This window comes from Ornithinibacter sp. (assembly GCF_035443565.1).
Lineage (GTDB): Bacteria > Actinomycetota > Actinomycetes > Actinomycetales > Dermatophilaceae > Fodinibacter.
Map to the genome: position 1 here is coordinate 1 of NZ_DAORSO010000026.1, position 18,186 is coordinate 18,186.

At 70.9% G+C, this 18,186-nt stretch carries 18 protein-coding genes; 9 read left to right on the top strand and 9 right to left on the bottom strand.

Going from position 1 to position 18,186, the window contains the following annotated elements:
- Positions 1–857 (bottom strand): RecB family exonuclease (locus PLL68_RS04860; protein ID WP_324532174.1); only part of this gene is annotated, 857 nt, incomplete at its 3' end.
- Positions 858–937: 80 nt separating this feature from the next.
- On the opposite strand from PLL68_RS04860, the gene PLL68_RS04865 reads away from it, so the two are divergent.
- Both PLL68_RS04865 and PLL68_RS04870 read left to right on the top strand, forming a co-directional pair.
- Entirely contained in the window at positions 938–1,801 is an 864-nt protein-coding gene (locus tag PLL68_RS04865; protein ID WP_324532176.1) for a methylenetetrahydrofolate reductase, read from the top strand.
- Between the two features lie 43 nt (positions 1,802–1,844).
- Positions 1,845–2,729 (top strand): homocysteine S-methyltransferase family protein, encoded by an 885-nt coding sequence (locus PLL68_RS04870; protein WP_324532177.1) that lies wholly within the window; start codon positions 1,845–1,847, stop codon positions 2,727–2,729.
- Here the strand turns inward: PLL68_RS04870 and PLL68_RS04875 are convergent.
- Genes PLL68_RS04875 through PLL68_RS04900 form a run of 6 tightly spaced genes read right to left on the bottom strand, consistent with a single transcriptional unit; the run spans position 2,726 to position 8,879 of the window.
- Positions 2,726–3,901: a DUF2207 family protein gene (locus tag PLL68_RS04875; RefSeq protein ID WP_324532179.1), complete on the bottom strand. Its 1,176-nt coding sequence runs from the start codon at positions 3,899–3,901 to the stop codon at positions 2,726–2,728. The genes PLL68_RS04870 and PLL68_RS04875 overlap by 4 nt on opposite strands.
- Before the next feature lie 41 nt (positions 3,902–3,942).
- Positions 3,943–4,554: a DUF1638 domain-containing protein gene (locus tag PLL68_RS04880; RefSeq protein ID WP_324532181.1), complete on the bottom strand. Its 612-nt coding sequence runs from the start codon at positions 4,552–4,554 to the stop codon at positions 3,943–3,945.
- An 8-nt stretch (positions 4,555–4,562) separates the two neighbouring features.
- A complete protein-coding gene (locus PLL68_RS04885; RefSeq protein ID WP_324532183.1) occupies positions 4,563–6,533 on the bottom strand; it encodes an ASKHA domain-containing protein in 1,971 nt (656 codons plus the stop codon).
- The gene (locus PLL68_RS04890; RefSeq protein WP_324532185.1) at positions 6,530–7,453 is read right to left on the bottom strand and encodes a dihydropteroate synthase; all 924 of its coding nucleotides are present in this window, start codon (positions 7,451–7,453) and stop codon (positions 6,530–6,532) included. Before PLL68_RS04890 ends, PLL68_RS04885 begins: the two co-directional genes overlap by 4 nt.
- Complete coding sequence (locus tag PLL68_RS04895) at positions 7,450–8,115, bottom strand: cobalamin B12-binding domain-containing protein (protein ID WP_324532187.1); 666 nt, start codon at positions 8,113–8,115, stop codon at positions 7,450–7,452. The genes PLL68_RS04890 and PLL68_RS04895 overlap by 4 nt, the downstream gene beginning before the upstream one ends.
- Positions 8,112–8,879: an IclR family transcriptional regulator gene (locus tag PLL68_RS04900; protein WP_324532189.1), complete on the bottom strand. Its 768-nt coding sequence runs from the start codon at positions 8,877–8,879 to the stop codon at positions 8,112–8,114. Before PLL68_RS04900 ends, PLL68_RS04895 begins: the two co-directional genes overlap by 4 nt.
- 137 nt (positions 8,880–9,016) lie before the next feature.
- On the opposite strand from PLL68_RS04900, the gene PLL68_RS04905 reads away from it, so the two are divergent.
- Positions 9,017–10,456, top strand: a complete 1,440-nt coding sequence (locus tag PLL68_RS04905) for a trimethylamine methyltransferase family protein (RefSeq protein ID WP_324532191.1) — start codon at positions 9,017–9,019, stop codon at positions 10,454–10,456.
- 15 nt (positions 10,457–10,471) lie between these two features.
- Positions 10,472–11,857: an L-serine ammonia-lyase gene (locus tag PLL68_RS04910; protein WP_324532193.1), complete on the top strand. Its 1,386-nt coding sequence runs from the start codon at positions 10,472–10,474 to the stop codon at positions 11,855–11,857.
- A gap of 18 nt (positions 11,858–11,875) precedes the next feature.
- Here PLL68_RS04910 and PLL68_RS04915 read toward each other — a convergent pair whose 3' ends face one another.
- Positions 11,876–12,310, bottom strand: a complete 435-nt coding sequence (locus PLL68_RS04915; protein ID WP_324532195.1) for a hypothetical protein — start codon at positions 12,308–12,310, stop codon at positions 11,876–11,878.
- Positions 12,311–12,438: 128 nt separating this feature from the next.
- On the opposite strand from PLL68_RS04915, the gene PLL68_RS04920 reads away from it, so the two are divergent.
- A complete protein-coding gene (locus tag PLL68_RS04920; RefSeq protein ID WP_324532196.1) occupies positions 12,439–12,582 on the top strand; it encodes a hypothetical protein in 144 nt (47 codons plus the stop codon).
- A gap of 51 nt (positions 12,583–12,633) precedes the next feature.
- Here the strand turns inward: PLL68_RS04920 and purU are convergent, their stop codons facing one another.
- On the bottom strand, positions 12,634–13,521 hold the full coding sequence (gene purU / locus PLL68_RS04925; RefSeq protein ID WP_324532198.1) for a formyltetrahydrofolate deformylase: 888 nt from the start codon (positions 13,519–13,521) through the stop codon (positions 12,634–12,636).
- 47 nt (positions 13,522–13,568) lie between these two features.
- Between purU and PLL68_RS04930 the strand changes: the two genes are divergently transcribed.
- The 4 genes from PLL68_RS04930 to PLL68_RS04945 form a co-directional block, all read left to right on the top strand.
- Complete coding sequence (locus PLL68_RS04930) at positions 13,569–14,351, top strand: IclR family transcriptional regulator (protein ID WP_324532200.1); 783 nt, start codon at positions 13,569–13,571, stop codon at positions 14,349–14,351.
- A 91-nt stretch (positions 14,352–14,442) separates the two neighbouring features.
- Entirely contained in the window at positions 14,443–15,939 is a 1,497-nt protein-coding gene (locus PLL68_RS04935; RefSeq protein WP_502910669.1) for an aldehyde dehydrogenase family protein, read from the top strand.
- Positions 15,940–15,947: 8 nt separating this feature from the next.
- Positions 15,948–17,672 (top strand): choline dehydrogenase, encoded by a 1,725-nt coding sequence (betA, locus tag PLL68_RS04940; protein ID WP_502910671.1) that lies wholly within the window; start codon positions 15,948–15,950, stop codon positions 17,670–17,672.
- A gap of 47 nt (positions 17,673–17,719) precedes the next feature.
- Positions 17,720–18,186, top strand: a 467-nt coding sequence (locus tag PLL68_RS04945) for a BCCT family transporter (protein WP_324532206.1), incomplete at its 3' end; no start/stop codon positions are given.

Genomic DNA, 18,186 nt, shown 5'->3' on the forward strand with positions numbered 1-18,186 from the left:
TCCTCGAGCGCGGCCCAGGGCGCCTTCTCGGGGGCGGCCGCCTGACCTTCGGGGCAGTGCGCCCGCAGGTCACACCACCCACACAGGGGCCCGGGTCGGGGCGGGAACGCCTCGCTGTCCTGACCCTTGTCGGCGAAGTCGAGGTCGGCCCGCTGGGCGTCACGGGCTATCGAACGCGCCTGCTCGACCTTGCGGGTCAGCGACTCGGGCGTGTGTACGTGCGGGGCCACCGTGCCGGAAGGCACGTGGTGCAGCTCGATGCGCAGCGTGCGCCGTCGGAACATCTTCCACACGGCGGCGGCGTAGAGGCCCAGCGCCAGCGAGGTGCGCGCCTCGTCGTCGGTGGACGGCACCCGTGAGGTCTTGTAGTCGACGACGACGAGCTCACCATCGCGGTCGTCGAGCCGGTCGATGCGCCCGGTCAGGCGCAGGTCGCCGCTGACGAAGGACACCGTGCGCTCGATCCCGGTCGGCGGGGTGTCCGGGTCGACGGACTCCAGGTAGGCCGCCACCGCGGTGCGCATCCGATCGCGCCAGACGCGGGACTGCTCGGCGTCACGAAACCCGACGTCGATCCAGGCGCGGTCGACCAGGGCCGCCCCGGCATCCGGCGTCCTGACCGGGAGGTCCCACCAGTCGCGCAGCGCGTTGTGGACGGCGTTGCCGAGCGAGGTGTGGGCTCGTTGCGCCCGACGGGGCGGGGAGGGCCGGTCGAGGTACTGCAGCCGGTAGCGGCGGGGGCAGTCCAGGAACGCCAGGAGCTTGCTCGGACTGGCGGCATAGAGGGGGGTGGGCACACCCGTGAGCGGCAGGGCGCCCTGGCGTGCCGCTGTCGTGACCTCGGTCCCCGGATCCATGGTCGGCAACGCTAGCGCCGAGCACCGACGCCCTCTACGCTGAAGCGACATCCGGTGCGTATGACGAGACAGGTTGCATGATGAGCAACGAATTGCCAACGGTGGCACTGACCCGCCTCCTCGAGGGTGCCCGCTACGAGGTGATGCCCACCGCGACGATCGCGGACAAGGTGCGGGCCCACGTGCCCCTCACCGTGCCGCTCACCGTCACGGCGGCACCGGGCAAGGGCCTCGGTGCCACGTTCGACCTCGCCACGGCGCTCGCCGACAGCGGCTACCGGGTGGTGCCGCACGTGGCAGCACGCATGGTCTCGGGCCGGGACGAACTCGTCGACATCGTCGCCCGCCTGAAGGAGCACGACATCTCGGCGATCTTCGTGCCTGCTGGTGACGCCGACCCGCCGGCCGGGGCGTACCACGGCGCCGTCGACCTGCTGCGCGACCTCGAGGAGATCGGCCACAGCTTCAGCCACATCGGGATCACCGGCTACCCCGAGTCGCACCCGACCATCGACGACGACATCACGGTCCAGGCCATGTGGGACAAGCGGCACTACGCCACCCACATCGTGTCGAACATGACCTTCGACGCCGAGCACCTCGCAACCTGGATCGAACGCGTGCGCCGCCGCGGGGTCACCCTCCCCCTGCTCGTCGGTGTCCCCGGGCCCGTCGAGCGCACGAAGCTGCTCGGCATGGCGACGAAGATCGGAGTGGGTGAGTCACTGCGGTTCCTGCGCAAGCAGAAGTCGATCTTCGCCCGCATCGCGTCGCCCGGGTTCTCCACCGACCGCTTCGTCAGCCGGGTCGCCGCCCTGTCGAGCAATCCGGCCCTGCGGGTCGAGGGGCTGCACGTCTTCACCTTCAACCAGGTCGAGGTCATCGAGACCTGGCGCCAGCGCATGCTCGACGAAGCGGTGAGCGCCCGAACCCGCGCCCGATGAGACGGCGGCGGGGCACGGCATCCGCGCTGCGTACCCTTCCTTGGTGACGAATCGACTGCTGACCCTGCTCGCTGACCGCCCGGCCGTCTTCGACGGCGGATACGGCTGGTTGCTGCAGGAGCGTGGGCTCCCTGCGGGCGAGTGCGCGGAGTCGTGGAACGTCGACAACCCGGATGCCGTGGCGAGGCTTCACGACGAGTACGCCGCCGCGGGTGCCGTCATCATCACCACCAACACCTTCGGCGCCACCGAGCCCCGTCTCGCCGCCCACGGCCTGTCCGGCCGGGCGGAGGAGGTCAACCGGGCGGGGGCTGCCATCGCGCGGGAGGTCGCAGACCGGCACGCGGTGCTCGTGGCCGGCGACATCGGCCCGACGGGTGAGCTGCTCGAACCGCTCGGAACCCTGACCGCGCAGCAGGCGACCGCCCTGTTCGCCGAGCAGGTGCGCGGGCTGGCCGCCGGTGGCGCCGACCTCATCCTGATCGAGACGATGAGTGACCTCGGCGAGGCGAGCGCCGCCGTGGCGGCCGCGCGCGAGGTCGCACCCGACCTGCCGGTCGTCGTGACGATGTCCTTCGACACGAACCTGCGCACCATGATGGGCGTCTCACCGGCCGCCGCCGTGGCGGCGCTGGCCGCCGCGGGCGCCGACGCCGTCGGGGCCAACTGCGGCCGCGGGCCCGACGAGATGCGCACCATCGCCGAGCAGCTCGTGGCGGCCCGCCCCGAGGGGCTGCTCCTCGTGGCCCAGTCAAACGCCGGACTGCCCGCGCTCGAGGGTGACAGGTTCGTGTACACCGTCGGCCCCGAGGCCATGGGGGAGCACGCGGTCGAACTGCGCGACCTCGGCATCGACGTCATCGGAGCGTGCTGCGGATCCTCACCCGAGCACATCGGCGAGATGGCCGCCGCCCTGGCGGGCCGCTAGAAGTCCAGGCACCCCTCGCCGCAGCCGTCGCCGCAGCCGTCGGTGGGCAGGATGTCACCGACGGCGCCGGCCAGGTGACCCAGGGCGTCGCCGAGCCCCTCGAACCCCTCGACCAGGGCCTCGAAGGCGTCCTCCGGTACGAGGTCGCCGAGCCCGCTCACGTCCAGGTCGGCGAGGTCGACAAGCCCCGACACGAGGTCCCACACGCCGGGGTCGATGGCGGCGTCGACGGCGATGTCGAGCGCGGCCTGGGCGCCCGCCGCGACCTGGGCGGCACGCAGGGCATCACCCAGGACGGCGGCGACGTGGCCCGCGACCCCGAAGGCAACGGCGTAGGGCAACATGGCGCGCACTTCGCCGGCGAGCTCCTCGTGCCGCAGCTGGCCGGCCTCAGCGGTGGCGAGGTACCGCTCGTAGCCCAGGGCCTGGATTCGCGCTGCGGACCCCGTGGCCGTGCGCGGAGTGCGCCCGCGCCCGCGCCACAGCAGCAAGGCGCCGCCGAGGCCGAGCCCCACTCCCAGAGGGGCCCATCGCAGGTGGTCCTCCGCCAGTCCGGAGACCACGCCTGCCACGGCCGATGCCACCACGAGGAGCATCCCCAGCGCAGCGAGCCGCCCGTTGCGCAAGCGCGGATGCCGGGTGTACCAGCCCCGGTCGACCACGGCCCGGTAGACCGAAATCTCGGCGGCCCGCCAGCGCGCCACGACCTCGGCCCGTCGCAGGTCGCCGAGCAGTACCGAGGTCGCGCCACCGAGCACGGCGTCGAGAAGCGCCACCTCGTGGGGCGCGAGCGGGTCTGCCGTCACGTCGGCCCTGGTGACCCGCCAGTCCTTGCCCTCGCGCGCGAGGAGCACGTGCCCGCGCAGGGCCAGGTCCACGAGGGTGGCGGCGAGGTCACGCCCGTGCACCACGCCGTCGATCACCGTGCCCGACAGGGCCGGGGTCGAGTGCTCGGGCTGGTGGAAGCGGGGAGCCACGGCGCCCGAGTACTCGACGCCGCGGCGCACTCGGGCGCTGTCACCGGCTTCACCGAGCCCCGGGACTTCTCCGGGCGTGAGGTTGACGAACACCTCGTCACGCCGCCGCCACCGGAACACGAGCAGAGTCAGCGCGGCCACGACGAAGGGCACCAGTCCCCCGACGAGGCTCGCAGGAGTCAGTCCCTCGAGCACCTGCACGACCCTAGACGACCCGATCCTGATGTGCAGGTCGGTCAGGAGGGGTCGGGAAGGAGGGAGGCGAGGGCGCGCTCGAGGCCGCTCTCGCCCGTGCGCCGCACCTGGAGCGGCAGCCCGATGCGGTCGGCCGCGGCCTGCGCCAGGGTGCGCAGCTCGGCCCGCTCCACCGGATCCGTCGTCTGCACCAGCCACACGACCCGGGTGTAGTGGCGGAAGTAGTCATCACGCAGTTCGGGATGCCGGTCGAGGCCGAGTTCCTGGATCACCGTGCGCGCGAACGACTTCACGAGGAAGTCGGTGAGCAGGTAGGTGCCCGGCTCGTCCTCGGAGAGCTGGGTCACCACGTCCGACCCGGCGAAGAGGTCGTAGCAGTGCAGCCCCGGAAGGCGGTCGACGTGCAGCCGTTCGCAGACGGCATCCAACGCTCCGTAGGTACCGCAGTCGGCGTAGCCCACGACCACCCGGTCGTAGCGCCCCCGCAGCTGGAGGACCAGGGCCTCGACGGCATCCGCGATGCGTTCGGGCCGGTTGTGGAGCAAGGGCGGCAGGGGGTGGACGTCGACGGGCCACGCGCGGCGCGCCACGGCATCCGCCGCGGGTTGGGCGATGGCCCCGCACGCGACGAGCGCGACCCGCCCAGACGGCACGCCCATGCTCAGACGGGGAACGCGAGCTGGTCGATGAAGCGGTCGTTGAAGTCAGGCCGGTCCGAGAGCTCGATGTACGCGACTTCAGCGAGCATCGCGTCGGCACCGGCCCGCTCACGCGCCGACAGCAACACCATCTTCGCGCCCTCACCGGCGACGTTGCCCGCCGAGACGATGCGCAGCACGGGCAGCTTGGGCACCAGACCGATCCGCACGGCCGACGACGGTGACAGGTAGGAGCCGAACGACCCGGCGAGCAGCACCTGCTGCACGTCCCGCGGGGTCACGCCGAGCTCCTCGAGGAGCAGGGTCCACCCCGTCGAGATCGCGGCCTTGGCGAACTGCAGCTCGCGCACGTCGCGCTGCGAGAGGTAGACGCACTCGACCGTCGGCGCATCGGGAGTCGGCCGGTGCAGGATGAACACCCGCTCGCCGTCCCCGATGGTGGCCAGCCGACCGGCCAGCGCCGGCACCGAGGCGGCGGCGGCCTCGTCGCTGATGAGGCGACCCGACTCGTCGAGCAGGCCCACGCGCACGAGCTCGGCCACGGCATCGACCAGGCCCGAACCGCAGATGCCGCGGGGTTCCGCGTCGCCGATGACGCCGAGCGTGACCGCCTCGTCGTCGCCGGACGCACCCGCGTTCAGGGTGATCACCTCGATGGCCCCGTCGGCTGCCCGCATGCCACAGCGGATGGCACCGCCCTCGAAGGCCGGCCCTGCAGGGGCAGCCGTCGTGACGATCCGCTCACCGTCGCTGAGGGCGATCTCGCAGTTGGTGCCGACGTCGATGAACAGCCGCACCCGCTTGTCGCGATCGAGGCCGCTGGCGAGCATGCCCGCCACGATGTCGCCGCCGACGTAGGCCCCGAGCGCCGGGAAGATCGTCGCGCGGGCTCCGGGGTGCACGTCGATGCCGAGGTCGCTGGCGTGCAGCACCGGCCAGTCGGCACTGACCTGGATGAACGGCGCCACCCCCAGCGGTTCGGGGTCGATGCCGAGCAGCAACGCGGTCATCGTCGCGTTGCCCGCCAGCGCCACCTCGTACACGCTCTGCGGCGAGATGCCACCCTCGTCGAGCACCTCCCCGGCGAGCTCGGAGAGGGTCTGGCGTGCCAGCTGGGTGAGTCGCCCGAGCGCCTCCGGATCCATCATCGTCGCGCTGATCCGGGTGATCACGTCACCGCCGAAGGGCTGTTGCTTGTTGAGCATCGAGGCCACCGCCACCGGGGTGCCGGTCTCGAGGTCGAGCAGCGTGGCGACGACAGTCGTCGTCCCGAGGTCGTACGCGATGGCGTGGCGCGACCCGGTGGTGTCACCGGGCTCGACGTCGATGAGCACCTCGTCGACGACGACCGCGGTGACCTTGAAGTCGCTCTGGCGCAGCACGGTGGGCAGCCGGCGCAGGGCGTGCAGGTCGGGGTTCAGGGTGAGGTCGTCGACCGCGTCGCGAAGGCGCTGCAGGTCGGTGCGCTGGTCGGCCAGCGTCGGGTCGGTCAGCTCGACGTACCGCTTCTGCACCCCCGGCCGCAGGATGACCTGGCGCCCGACGCCGACCGTCGACGCCTTGGGTCGCGTGACGAGCGGTGGCACCTCGAGGCCGAGGTCGTGGGTCGCCTTGACCAGGCACGCCAGGCGCCAGCCCTCGGCGATCTGGTCCTCGGAGAAGGTGCGCCGGTCGTGCCGGGTCACCGGCGCCGACCCGGAGGTCACCCGAACGAGGCACTTGCGGCAGGTGCCGTGCCCTCCGCACGTGGAGTCGATGGCGATGCCGTTCCACGAGGCGGCATCGAACACCGACACCCCCGGGGGGACCCGGAAGGTGCGCCCGGCCGGCTCGAAGGTCAGCTGCACCCGGCCGGTGCCCTCGTGCGGCTCCCCGACCTCCGCCGCCGGCGGCGGGGGCTCGAGCAGACCTTCGCGGCGCAGACCGTCGACGACGTCGCCGAACGGGGCTCCCGGGCCTCGTCCGTCGCTCACGCCGAGGCGGTGGATGCCGCGGCCGCCTCAGCGGCTGCGGCCTCGGCGGCTGCGGCGGCCTGGCGCGCCCGGTGCGTGGTGATCCACGCCGAGCCCCACTCGTCGTTGCCGAGCAGCAGGTCGCTGGCGCGCACGGCGTCGACGACGTGCGGCGTGCGGGCGTCCATGATCGCGCTGGTCATGCCGGCGGACATGGCGAGCGAGAGCCAGGCGCCGTTGATCGCGTGACGACCCGGCATCCCGAAGCTGACGTTCGAGGCACCGCAGGTGGTGTTCAGGCCCCACTGCTCGACGATGCCGCGGATCGTCAGGAGCGTCTCGCGACCCACGGTGGGGTCGGCGCCGATCGGCATGGCGAGGGGGTCGATGACGATGTCGTCGATGGCGATCCCGTACTCCTGCGTGGCGACCCGGACGATCTTCTCGGTGAGCTCGAGGCGCCGCTGGTGCTCCATCGGGATCTCGTGCTCGTCGTTGGGCAGCGCGACGATCGCGGCGTCGTACTTCTTGACCAGCGGGAGGATGGCCTCGAGTCGCTCGTCCTCGGCGGTCACCGAGTTGACCAGGGCACGGCCCTGGTAGGCGGCCAGCCCGGCCTCGAGGGCTTCGACGACCGAGGAGTCGATGCAGATCGGCAGGTCGGTGACCTGCTGGACGAGCTGGATGGCCCGCACGAGCAGGTCGGCCTCGTCGGTGAGGGGCACCCCCATGTTGATGTCGAGGACGTTGGCGCCCCCGGCCACCTGGGCGGCGACGTCCTTCTCGATGATCGACAGGTCGCCCTCGCGCAGCGCCTTCTGGAACACCGGGCGGCCCGTGGGGTTGATCCGCTCGCCGATGACGCAGAACGGCTGGTCGGCGGCGATGACCACCTCCTTGCTGGCCGAGCGCAGCACGGTCCGGCGCAGGGGCGCGCTCATGCGGGCACCTTCGTCCGACGGGCCTCGAGCAGGGCCTTCGCGCGCTTGACGGTCGCGGAGGCGTCGGAGGCGTAGCCGTCGGCACCGACGGCATCCGCGTACTCCTGGGTGACCGGGGCGCCGCCGACCATGACGATGACCGAGTCGCGCAGCCCCGCCTTCTGGAGGGCGTTGATGTTCGCCTTGAACATCGGCATGGTCGTGGTGAGGAAGGCGGAGAAGCCGACGATGTCGGGCTGGTGCTCCTCGATCGCGGAGACGAACTTCTCCGGGGCCACCTGCACGCCGAGGTCGATGACCTCGAAGCCGGCGCCCTCGAGCATGATGTTGACGAGGTTCTTGCCGATGTCGTGCACGTCCCCCTTGACGGTGCCCATGAGGAACTTGCCGATCGTCTCGACGCCGGTCTCGGCGAGCAGCGGCCGCAGCACCTCCATCGACCCGGCCATCGCACGCCCGGCGATGAGCATCTCGGGCACGAAGAAGTCGCCGCGCTCGAAGCGCGCACCGACCTCTTCCAGCGCGGGGATCAGGGCGTCGAAGAGCATCGTGCCAGGCTCCATGCCCCCGTCGAGCGCCTGGTGGGTGAGGTCGAGCACGGCAGGGCCGTTGCCGACGAGGGTCTGGTCATAGAGCCCTTGGAGGATTTCGTCGGGAGTCATGCTGCGCCTTCCTGGTGGTGGTGATCGAGACGGTTCGAGAGCGCCTTGGCATGTGCCGCGACGAGGGTTCCGGTGGACCTGAGGTCCGCCGCGAGACGAGAGGTGGGCCCGGAGATGCCGAGCGCCGCGACGACCGTGCCACCGAGCCGGACCGGTGCCGCCACCCCGGTCAGCCCCGGTTCGAGCTCGTCGACGGTGGTCGAGAAGCCGTCGTGCCGGATGCCGGGGAGTCGCGCCTTGAGGGCCGCCCCGGTCGCGAGGGACGCGGGAGTCAGCGCCTCGAGCTTCCCGGAGGGCGCGGGCAGGGCGCCGTGCGCGTACAGCACCAGGCCCAGGGCTGAGCAGTGGGCGGGGACGTCGGTGCCGACCCAGTCCCGCGAGCCCAGGTAGTACGAGGAGTCGACCTGGGCGACCTGGACGACCGTGCCGCGACGAGGCACACCGAGGTTGACGGTCTCGCCCGTCAGGTCCCCCAGGGCCCGCATCGTGGAATCCGCGGCCTCGACGAGGTGCGCGTCGTCGGAACGTCGGGCGGCGTAGTGGTCGAAGAGGGCACCCGGGATCCAGCGTGCCTGCTCGTCGCGCGCCAGCAGGTCGGCTCGCTCGAGCGCGGACAGCAGCCGGGAGGTCGTCGATCGTGCGAGGCCGGTGACCTCGGCGAGCTCGGTGAAGGTGACCGGTGAGGGTGCGCGGACCACTCGGGCGAGCAGGTCGGCGGCACGGTCGATCGACTGGGTTCCAGTACCCACGGTTGGTGTGGTCACGCGACGTCCTCTCCTGCTCCGGTCCGGGCACGCCCGGAAGAAACTGCCTCACGATGTGGAACCAGAGTCCCACATGATGAGGCTAGGATGTGAGCCGGCTCACCGTCAATGTCGATCGCCACCGAAAGGCACGCCCGATGTTCACCAACCGCATGCCGCGTTACGAGATCCTCTCGGCCGATGCCCTCGCCCAGTTGGATGCCGGGTGGCGTCGACTCGTGACCGAGATCGGCGTCGAGTTCATGAGCGACCGGGCCCTGGACCTGTTCCGGGCCGCGGGCCAGCGGGTCGAGGACAACACCGTCTTCCTCGACCCCGAGTTCGTGCTCGAGCAGGTCGCCAAGGCCCCGCGCGAGTTCGACGTGCACGCCCGCAACGCCGAGCGCAGCATCCACATCGGCGGCGACTCGATGGCCTTCGGTGCGGTCTACGGTCCGCCCTTCGTGCGCGAGGGGGACGTCCGGCGCGACGGCACGCTGGAGGACTACCGCAACTTCGCGAAGCTCTCCCAGTCCTTCTCGGTGCTCGACTCAGCGGGCGGCGTGGTCTGCGAGCCGAATGACGCCCCCCTGGACTCGCGCCACCTCGACATGACGCTGTCGCTCATGACGCTCACCGACAAGGTGTTCATGGGCAACGTCGTCTCCGGCGAGAACGCCCGCGACGTCATCGCGATGTCCGAGATCCTCTTCGGCGGCCGCGAGGCGATCGAGGCCCGCCCGGCCTCCATCAGCCTGATCAACTGCAACTCGCCCCTGCGCTGGGACGACCGCATGCTCGACGCCCTGTTCGAGTACTGCGCCGCCGCGCAGCCCGTGGTCCTCACCCCGTTCATCCTCATGGGTGCGATGTCTCCCGTGACGATCCCCGCCGCCCTGGTGCAGCAGATGGCCGAGGCGCTCTCCGGCATCGCCCTGGCGCAGCTCATCCGTCCCGGGTGCCCGGTGATCTTCGGCTCGTTCCTGTCCAACATCGACATGCAGTCGGGCTCGCCGACGTTCGGCACCCCGGAGTCCGGCATCGGGCTGCTGTGCACCGGGCAGATCGCCCGCCACTTCACCCTGCCGTTCCGTTCCGGTGGCGGGCTCACCTCGTCCCAGGTCCCTGACGCGCAGGCCGGTTACGAGGCGCTGATGACACTCATGCCGACGTTCCTCGCGGGCACCAACTGGGTCATGCACACCGCGGGCTGGCTCGAAGGTGGTCTGGTCGCCGGCTTCGAGAAGTTCGTCATCGACTGCCAGATCGTCGAGATGCTCCAGCACGAGTTCACCCCGCTGGAGATCGACCCGGGTTCGCTGGCGTTCGACGCCCACCAGGAAGTGGGCCACGGTGGCCACTTCCTGGGCTCGATGCACACGATGGAGCGCTTCCGCACCTGCTTCTACCGCCCCTTCCTCAACTCCTCGGACAACTACGAGCGCTGGATGCGCAATGGTGCCCAGGACACCGCGACCCGCGCCGCCGGCATCTGGCGCAAGCGCCTCGAGGAGTACGAGGAGCCGACGCTCGACGACGGCATCCGGTCCGAGCTCGAGGCCTTCGTGACCCGGCGCCGCCGGGAGCTCGGCGACTGAGGCAGGCTCTGGGCCATGGCCATCAGCGCGTTCGACCTCTTCTCGGTGGGCATCGGCCCGTCCAGCTCCCACACGGTGGGCCCGATGCGGGCCGCGCACACCTTCGCCGAAGGCCTGCGCACCGACGGCCTCCTCCCCCGCGTCGGCCGGGTGCGCGCCGAGCTTTTCGGCTCCCTGGGCGCCACCGGCCACGGCCACGGGTCGGTCAAGGCCGTGGTCCTGGGCCTGGAGGGCGAGCAGCCCGAACACACCGACCCACGGGGCGCCGACGCGCGCCTGGACGCGGTGGTGCGCGACGGCATCCTGCAGCTGGCGGGCGAGCACGGCATCCGCTGCGACGTCGCCGACGACGTGGTGCTGCACCGCCGCGCCACGTTGCCCTTCCACGCCAACGGCATGCGGTTCGCGGCGTACGCGAGCGCCGAGCCCGCCGAGGACGAGGCACCGCTGCGCCAGCGTGAGTACTACTCCGTCGGGGGCGGATTCGTGCTGGACGAGGACGAGGTGGGCGAGAACAAGATCGTTCCCGACCACACCCCCGTGCGGTACCCGTTCACCACCGGGGACCAGCTGCTCGCCCGGTGCGCCGAGACCGGCCTGCCGATCAGCGGCGTGATGCTCGCCAACGAGCTCTCGTGGCGCACCGAGGCCGAGGTCCGCGAGGGCCTGCTGCACCTGTGGCAGGTCATGCAGGAGTGCGTCGACAACGGATGCCGCGCCGAGGGTGTGCTCCCCGGCGGCCTCAAGGTGCAGCGCCGGGCCCCGCGGCTCGCGCGCCAGCTGCGCACCGAGCACCCCGGGGACCCGCTCGCGGCCATGGACTGGGTCACGCTGTACGCCCTGGCCGTCAACGAGGAGAACGCGTCCGGCGGGCGCATCGTGACCGCCCCGACCAACGGAGCGGCGGGCATCATCCCCGCGGTCCTGCACTACTACACCCGCTTCGTGCCCGGTGCCGACGACGACGGCGTCGTGAGCTTCCTGCTCACCGCCGCCGCGATCGGGAGCCTCTACAAGGAGAACGCGTCGATCTCCGGCGCGGAGGTCGGCTGCCAGGGCGAGGTCGGCTCGGCCTGCTCGATGGCGGCCGGCGCCCTGGCCGAGGTGCTCGGCGGGACCCCCGACCAGGTCGAGAACGCGGCCGAGATCGGCATCGAGCACAACCTCGGGCTCACCTGCGACCCCGTGGGTGGGCTCGTGCAGATCCCGTGCATCGAGCGCAACGCGGTGGCGTCGGTCAAGGCGATCACCGCCGCCCGGATCGCGCTGCGGGGCACCGGGCGTCAGGTCGTCTCACTGGACAAGGCGATCAAGACGATGCGCGACACCGGTCGCGACATGAAGGTCAAGTACAAGGAGACCTCGCGCGGCGGGCTCGCCGTCAACGTCATCGAGTGCTGAGCGCGGGGGCCGACCCCATCACGATGCGCGCACGTCGGTCCACGCCTGCGGAAATGCCCGCACCCCTGAGTCGGCGGCGAGGAAGGCACCAAGGAGCGTGACGCCGCCATTCCTGCAGGCGTCGGTGGCGATCTGGTGCCAGCGTCGATCGACGTCGGTGAGCAGGGCGGGACCCGAGCGCCCGCGCACGAAGATCATCGACCCGTCGGTGTCCGCGACCATGCCGCACAGTTGCGCGAGGAACGGCGCGAACTCCTGAGGATCGACTGTGTCGTCGACCTCGTTGACCAGGCAGGGTTGCGCCATCCGGCGGTCGGGGCCCACCAGGATCAGGCCGACGCAGCCGTTGGCTCGATCCTCGTCCCCCACGACCAGGTCGGCGACGTCTGCCGCCAGGCCGGGCGTGTCGAGCGGGAGGTCGGACCAGTTCTCGGGGAGGTCGTGGAAGCTCATGGCCCCACCCTGCCCGTCCCGGCGGGCCTCTCCGAGTTGTCCACAGGCCGGTTCGGTGACCGTCGCCACGAGACCACGCCGGGCACCGGTATCAGGGGCGCCGCCGGGACCTCCTGAGGGACATGCACATGATCACGCCCGGCATCGCCGCATCCCTGACCCCCACGTCCGTCGAGCGCACCCCGGTCGCCCCGCGGCCGCGACGGCGTCGCCACCTACCGCACGTGCGGCTGCACCTGCCGCACCTGCACCTGCCGCACCGCCACGCCTGAGACCTCCCGGCCCCGGTCGAGGAGTCGGGCACCGGCCCGACGGCGTGCGCGTCAGCTGAAGACGACCGTCCGGTCGCCGTTGAGCAGCACCCGCGACTCGCAGTGCCAGCGCACCGCTCGCGCCAGCACCCGCGACTCGACCTCCTCGCCGGCACGAACGAGGTCCTCGGCGGCCATCCGGTGGTCCACGCGCACGACGTCCTGGTCGATGATCGGCCCCTCGTCGAGGTCCGCCGTCACGTAGTGAGCCGTCGCCCCGACGAGTTTGACGCCCCGCGCGAACGCCTGGTGGTAGGGCTTGGCGCCCTTGAACGAGGGCAGGAACGAGTGGTGGATGTTGATGACCCGGCCGGACAGGTCACGTGACAGGTCGTCGGAGAGCACCTGCATGTAGCGGGCCAGCACGACGAGGTCGACGTCGTGCTCGGCGACGATCTCGCGCAGGCGGGCCTCCGCCTGCGACTTGGTGTCCGCCGTGACCGGGACGTGGTGGAACGGGATGCCGTACGACGTCACGAGTGGTTCGAGGTCGCGGTGGTTGGACACCACCGCCGGGATGTCCATCGTCAGCGCACCGGAACGCCAGCGGAAGAGCAGGTCGTTGAGGCAGTGCCCGAAACGGCTGACCATGATCAGGGCACGGTAGGGGTCGGCGACGCCGCGAATCTGCCACTGCATGTCGAAGCGCGCGGCGACGTCGGCGAAGAGCTCGCGCCAGCGCCCGACGTCCGGGCCCCCGGCGGAGACCGAGAAGCGGATCCGCATGAAGAACTGGTCGGTGCGCACGTCGTCGAACTGCTGCGACTCCTCGATGTTCGCACCGTGGTCGAACAGCAGCGCCGACACCGCGGCGACGATGCCGCGCTGATCGGGGCAGGACAGGACGAGAACGGCATCCGTGGTCGGGGCGGTCGCAGTGGTCGCGGGGGTGCTGGTCATACCCCCACGCTAGACGGCCGAGCCGAACCACCCGATACTGTTCCGCCATGCGCACCACAAACCGACCGGCGTCGGGCACGGTGCAGTCCGTCGACCGCGCGGTGACCATCCTCGAGCTGCTCGCCGTCCACGGCACTGCAGGCGTGACACAGCTCGCCCGCGAACTCGGGGTCCACAAGTCGACGGCGAGTCGGCTGGTCGCCGCCCTCGAGCGGCGGCGCCTCGTCGAACAGGTCGAGGACCGCGGCCACTACCGCCTCGGGGTCGGGGTGCTCAAGCTCGCAGGCGCCACGACGGCCCGTCTCGACCTGGCCCAGGAAGCCCGCCCCGTGTGCCGCCGCCTCGCGGCCGACACCGGTGAGACGGTCAACCTGGCCGTCCTGTCGGGTGGTGCGGTTCTCTACGTCGACCAGGTCTCGGGCACCTCGACCCTGTCCTCGTACAACTGGGTCGGCCAGCACATCCCGATCCACGCGTCGAGCAACGGCAAGGTCCTCGTCAGCGAACTCGACGGCACCGAACTGACCCGCATGCTCGGTGAGCTCGTGGCCTACACCCCGTCGACCGTCACCGATCGAGCACTCCTGGAGGACGAGTTGGCGCAGGTGCGTCAGCGCGGTTTCGCCGTCGCCACCGACGAGCTCGACGTCGGCCTGACGGCGGTGGCGGCGCCCGTGCGTGACGCGCACGGTGACGTCGTGGCGTCCGTCAGCGTGTCCGGCCCCTCCTTCCGCTTCGACGAGGCCCGGATCGCCGAGATCCTCCCCCTCGTGCGCACCGCGACGACCGAGATCAGCAGCCGCCTGGCGCACGTCCCCCCGGAGCGCTGAGCGCACTCACGGGGCCGCCACCGAATGGTCATCCCTTGACCGGCACCCGCGCCTGCACCATTCTGTTGCGCACATCACATCGATGTTGCACATGGTGCAACCAGTGGGAGGTGCCGTGGCGGAACTGTTCATCGACGGTCAGTGGCGACCGGCTGCGGACGGCGCAACACGCGACATCCGCTGCCCCGCAGACGGCTCGTTCGTCGCCACCGTCGCCGAGGCCAGCGAGGTCGACACCCTGACCGCCATCGCCGCGGCCCGCGCCGCCTTCGATGACGGCGAGTGGCCGACCATGCCGATGTCGGCACGGGGCGAGGTGCTCTCCCGGGTCGCCGACCTCCTCGAGCGCGACTCGGCGCAGATCGCCCGGGCCGAGGCGCTCGACACCGGCAAGCGCTACGTCGAGGCCGAGTACGACGTCGCGGACGTCGTCTCGGTCTTTCGCCACTACGCGAAGGTCGCGTCCACGGCATCCGATGCCGGTCGCGTCGCCGACGTCGGGCGCGAGGGTGTCGAGAGCACGATCCGCAAGGAACCGATCGGCGTGTGTGCCCTCATCACGCCGTGGAACTACCCCCTCCTGCAGGCCAGCTGGAAGGTCGCCCCGGCACTCGCGGCCGGCGACACCTTCGTGCTCAAGCCCAGCGAGATCACCCCGCACTCCAGCGTGCACCTGATCCGCATCCTCGACGAGGCCGGCGTGCCCGCAGGAGTCGCGAACCTCGTGCTCGGCACCGGCGCCGGCTGCGGCGGGCCGCTGTCCAGCGACCCCCGCGTCGACCTGGTCTCGTTCACCGGCAGCCTGGCCGTCGGGCGACACCTCATGGCGGCGGCCGCACCGACGGTCAAGCGGGTGGCGCTGGAACTCGGCGGCAAGAACCCCAACATCGTCTTCGCCGACGCCGATCGCGAGGCAGCCCTCGACAACGCGATGACCGCGGTCTTCCTGCACTCCGGCCAGGTCTGCTCCGCCGGGGCGCGGCTGATCGTCGAGGAGTCCATCGCCGAGGAGTTCGTCGACGAGATCATCGCGCGCGCCCGCGGCATCCGGCTCGGCGGCCCGTTCGACGACGCGGCCCAGACCGGGCCGCTGACGAGCGAGGCCCACCTGCGCAAGGTGGAGGCCTACGTCGCCGCGGGGGTCGCCGAGGGTGCCCGGCTGCGCCTGGGTGGCGAGCGCGCGACCGAGGGTGACCTCGCTGACGGCTACTACTTCCCGCCCACCGTGTTCGACCGGTGCCGCAGCGACATGAGCATCGTGCAGGAGGAGTCGTTCGGACCGGTGCTGACCGTCGAGACCTTCACCACCGAGGACGAGGCGGTCGCGCTGGCGAACGACTCGATCTTCGGGCTCGCGGGCGCCATCTGGACCACCGACCAGTCCCGGGCCGACCGCATCGCCCGCCGCCTGCGGATGGGCACGGTCTGGATCAACGACTACCACCCCTACGTCGCCCAGGCGGAGTGGGGCGGCTACAAGCAGTCCGGAATCGGGCGTGAGCTCGGAGAGCTCGGCCTCGAGGAGTACCAGGAGACCAAACACGTGTGGCGCAACACCACGCCCGCCCCCTCAGGATGGTGGACATGAAACTTCGGATGCCGGATCGCGCCAGTGAGGCGCTGGCCAGGACGACGCTGGGCGCGGCACCGGACCGGGTCGACGTCGTCGTCGTCGGCGGCGGCAGCGCCGGGTGCGTCATCGCCAACAGGTTGTCCGCCGACGCCGGGACCTCGGTGCTCGTCCTCGAGGCCGGCCGGGCCGACCTGAAGATCGACCCGTTCATCCACATGCCGGCAGCTCTGCCGTTCCCCATCGGCAGCCGGTTCTACGACTGGAAGTACGAGTCCGAGCCCGAGCCGCACATGAACGGCCGTCGGATCTACCACGCCCGCGGCAAGGTGCTCGGTGGGTCGAGCTCGATCAACGGGATGATCTTCCAGCGGGGCAACCCGATGGACTACGAGCGCTGGGCCTCCGACCCGGGCATGGAGACCTGGGACTTCGCCCACTGCCTGCCCTACTTCAAGAAGATGGAGACCTGCCGCGCCGGCGCCGACGAGTGGCGCGGTGGCAGCGGCCCGCTCATCCTGGAACGTGGACCCGCCACCAACCCGCTGTTCGGTGCCTTCTTCGCCGCGGCCGTCGAGGCGGGCTATCCCCTCACCGATGACGTCAACGGCTACCGGCAGGAAGGCTTCGCGAAGTTCGACCGCAACATCAACCGCGGCCGCCGCTGGTCGGCTGCTCGCGCCTACCTGCACCCGGTCATGAACCGTCCGAACCTGCACGTGCGCACCCTGGCCATGACCACCCGGATCCTCTTCGAGGGCACCCGGGCGGTCGGGGTCGAGTACACCCAGCTCGGAGCCACCCACACCGTCCGGGCGGGCGAGGTCGTGCTCTGCGGTGGCGCGATCAACACCCCGCAGCTGCTCCAGCTGTCCGGCGTCGGCAACGCCGACGAGCTCAAGGCACTCGGCATCACGCCGGTGGCCGACGTCAAGGGGGTCGGCGAGCACCTCCAGGACCACCTCGAGGTCTACATCCAGTACGCGAGCAAGCAACCGGTGTCCATCGCACCGGGGCTGAAGTACCACAACCGGCCCAAGCTGGCCGCCGACTGGCTCTTCTTCCGCAAGGGCCTGGGCGCGACCAACCACTTCGAGGGTGGTGGCTTCGTGCGCAGCAACGACGACGTCGACTACCCCAACCTGATGTTCCACTTCCTGCCGATCGCGATCCGCTACGACGGGTCGAGCCCGATCAAGGGCCACGGCTACCAGGTGCACATCGGCCCGATGTACTCCGATGCCCGCGGCACCATCAAGATCAAGACCACCAACCCGCTGGACAAGCCGGCGATGCGGTTCAACTACCTGTCCACCGACCAGGACCGTCGTGAGTGGATCGAATCGATCCGCGTCGCGCGGCACATCCTCGGGCAGAGCGCGATGGACCCGTTCAACGACGGTGAGATCTCGCCCGGGCCCAGCGTGGAGACCGACGAGGAGATCCTCGACTGGGTCCGCAAGGACGCCGAGACCGCTCTGCACCCGAGCTGCACGGCCCGCATGGGCATCGACGACATGTCGGTGCTCGACCCGCTCACCATGGCGGTGCACGGGACGCAGGGCCTGCGGGTCGTCGACGCCAGCGCCATGCCCTACGTGACCAACGGCAACATCTACGCCCCGGTCATCATGCTCGCCGAGAAGGCAGCTGACCTCATCGCGGGAAACACCCCTCTCCCGCCGTCCGACGCGCCTTGGTACAACCACCGCGCGGGCAGCCCGCTCAACGCCCCCACGAAGGCCACCTGAGTCCCCACTCACGGGTATCCACCACCGCGACAATCCCTGGAGGTCTCATGAGCAACGACGCTCGAGCCCGCGCCATGGCCGGACCGCCGGTCCGTGTTCCCGTCTTCGCTGCCTCCCTGATCGGCGTGCTCGTCATGGCGATCTGGGCACTGGCTGCCCCTACCTCTGCCGAGAGCGCCCTCGGGTCGGTGACGGCCTGGGTCACCGAGTGGTTCGGCTGGTTCTACGTCCTGCTCGCGACCGCCGTCCTGCTCTTCGTGCTCTACCTCGGGGTGTCGCGGTACGGACACATCCGGTTGGGCCCGGACCACTCCCGCCCCGAGTTCTCCACGTTCGCGTGGGCCTCGATGTTGTTCGCGGCGGGCATCGGCACCGACGTCATGTTCTACTCGGTCGTCGAGCCGGCCAGCCAGTACATGGCTCCGCCGGTCCTCGAGGCCGAGAGCGTCGAGGCGGCCCGTGACGCGACGGTGTGGACGCTGTTCCACTACGGCATCACCGGGTGGGGCATGTA

Bases quoted from the DNA above. Each gene is read 5' to 3' on its own strand.
- PLL68_RS04905 (WP_324532191.1), top strand. From the start codon at position 9,017: ATGTTCACCAACCGCATGCCGCGTTACGAGATCCTCTCGGCCGATGCC.
- PLL68_RS04895 (WP_324532187.1), bottom strand. From the start codon at position 8,115: ATGACTCCCGACGAAATCCTCCAAGGGCTCTATGACCAGACCCTCGTC.
- PLL68_RS04915 (WP_324532195.1), bottom strand. From the start codon at position 12,310: ATGAGCTTCCACGACCTCCCCGAGAACTGGTCCGACCTCCCGCTCGAC.
- PLL68_RS04865 (WP_324532176.1), top strand. From the start codon at position 938: ATGAGCAACGAATTGCCAACGGTGGCACTGACCCGCCTCCTCGAGGGT.
- purU (WP_324532198.1), bottom strand. From the start codon at position 13,521: ATGACCAGCACCCCCGCGACCACTGCGACCGCCCCGACCACGGATGCC.
- PLL68_RS04930 (WP_324532200.1), top strand. From the start codon at position 13,569: ATGCGCACCACAAACCGACCGGCGTCGGGCACGGTGCAGTCCGTCGAC.
- PLL68_RS04935 (WP_502910669.1), top strand. From the start codon at position 14,443: ATGGTGCAACCAGTGGGAGGTGCCGTGGCGGAACTGTTCATCGACGGT.
- betA (WP_502910671.1), top strand. From the start codon at position 15,948: ATGCCGGATCGCGCCAGTGAGGCGCTGGCCAGGACGACGCTGGGCGCG.
- PLL68_RS04910 (WP_324532193.1), top strand. From the start codon at position 10,472: ATGGCCATCAGCGCGTTCGACCTCTTCTCGGTGGGCATCGGCCCGTCC.
- PLL68_RS04890 (WP_324532185.1), bottom strand. From the start codon at position 7,453: ATGAGCGCGCCCCTGCGCCGGACCGTGCTGCGCTCGGCCAGCAAGGAG.
- PLL68_RS04920 (WP_324532196.1), top strand. From the start codon at position 12,439: ATGATCACGCCCGGCATCGCCGCATCCCTGACCCCCACGTCCGTCGAG.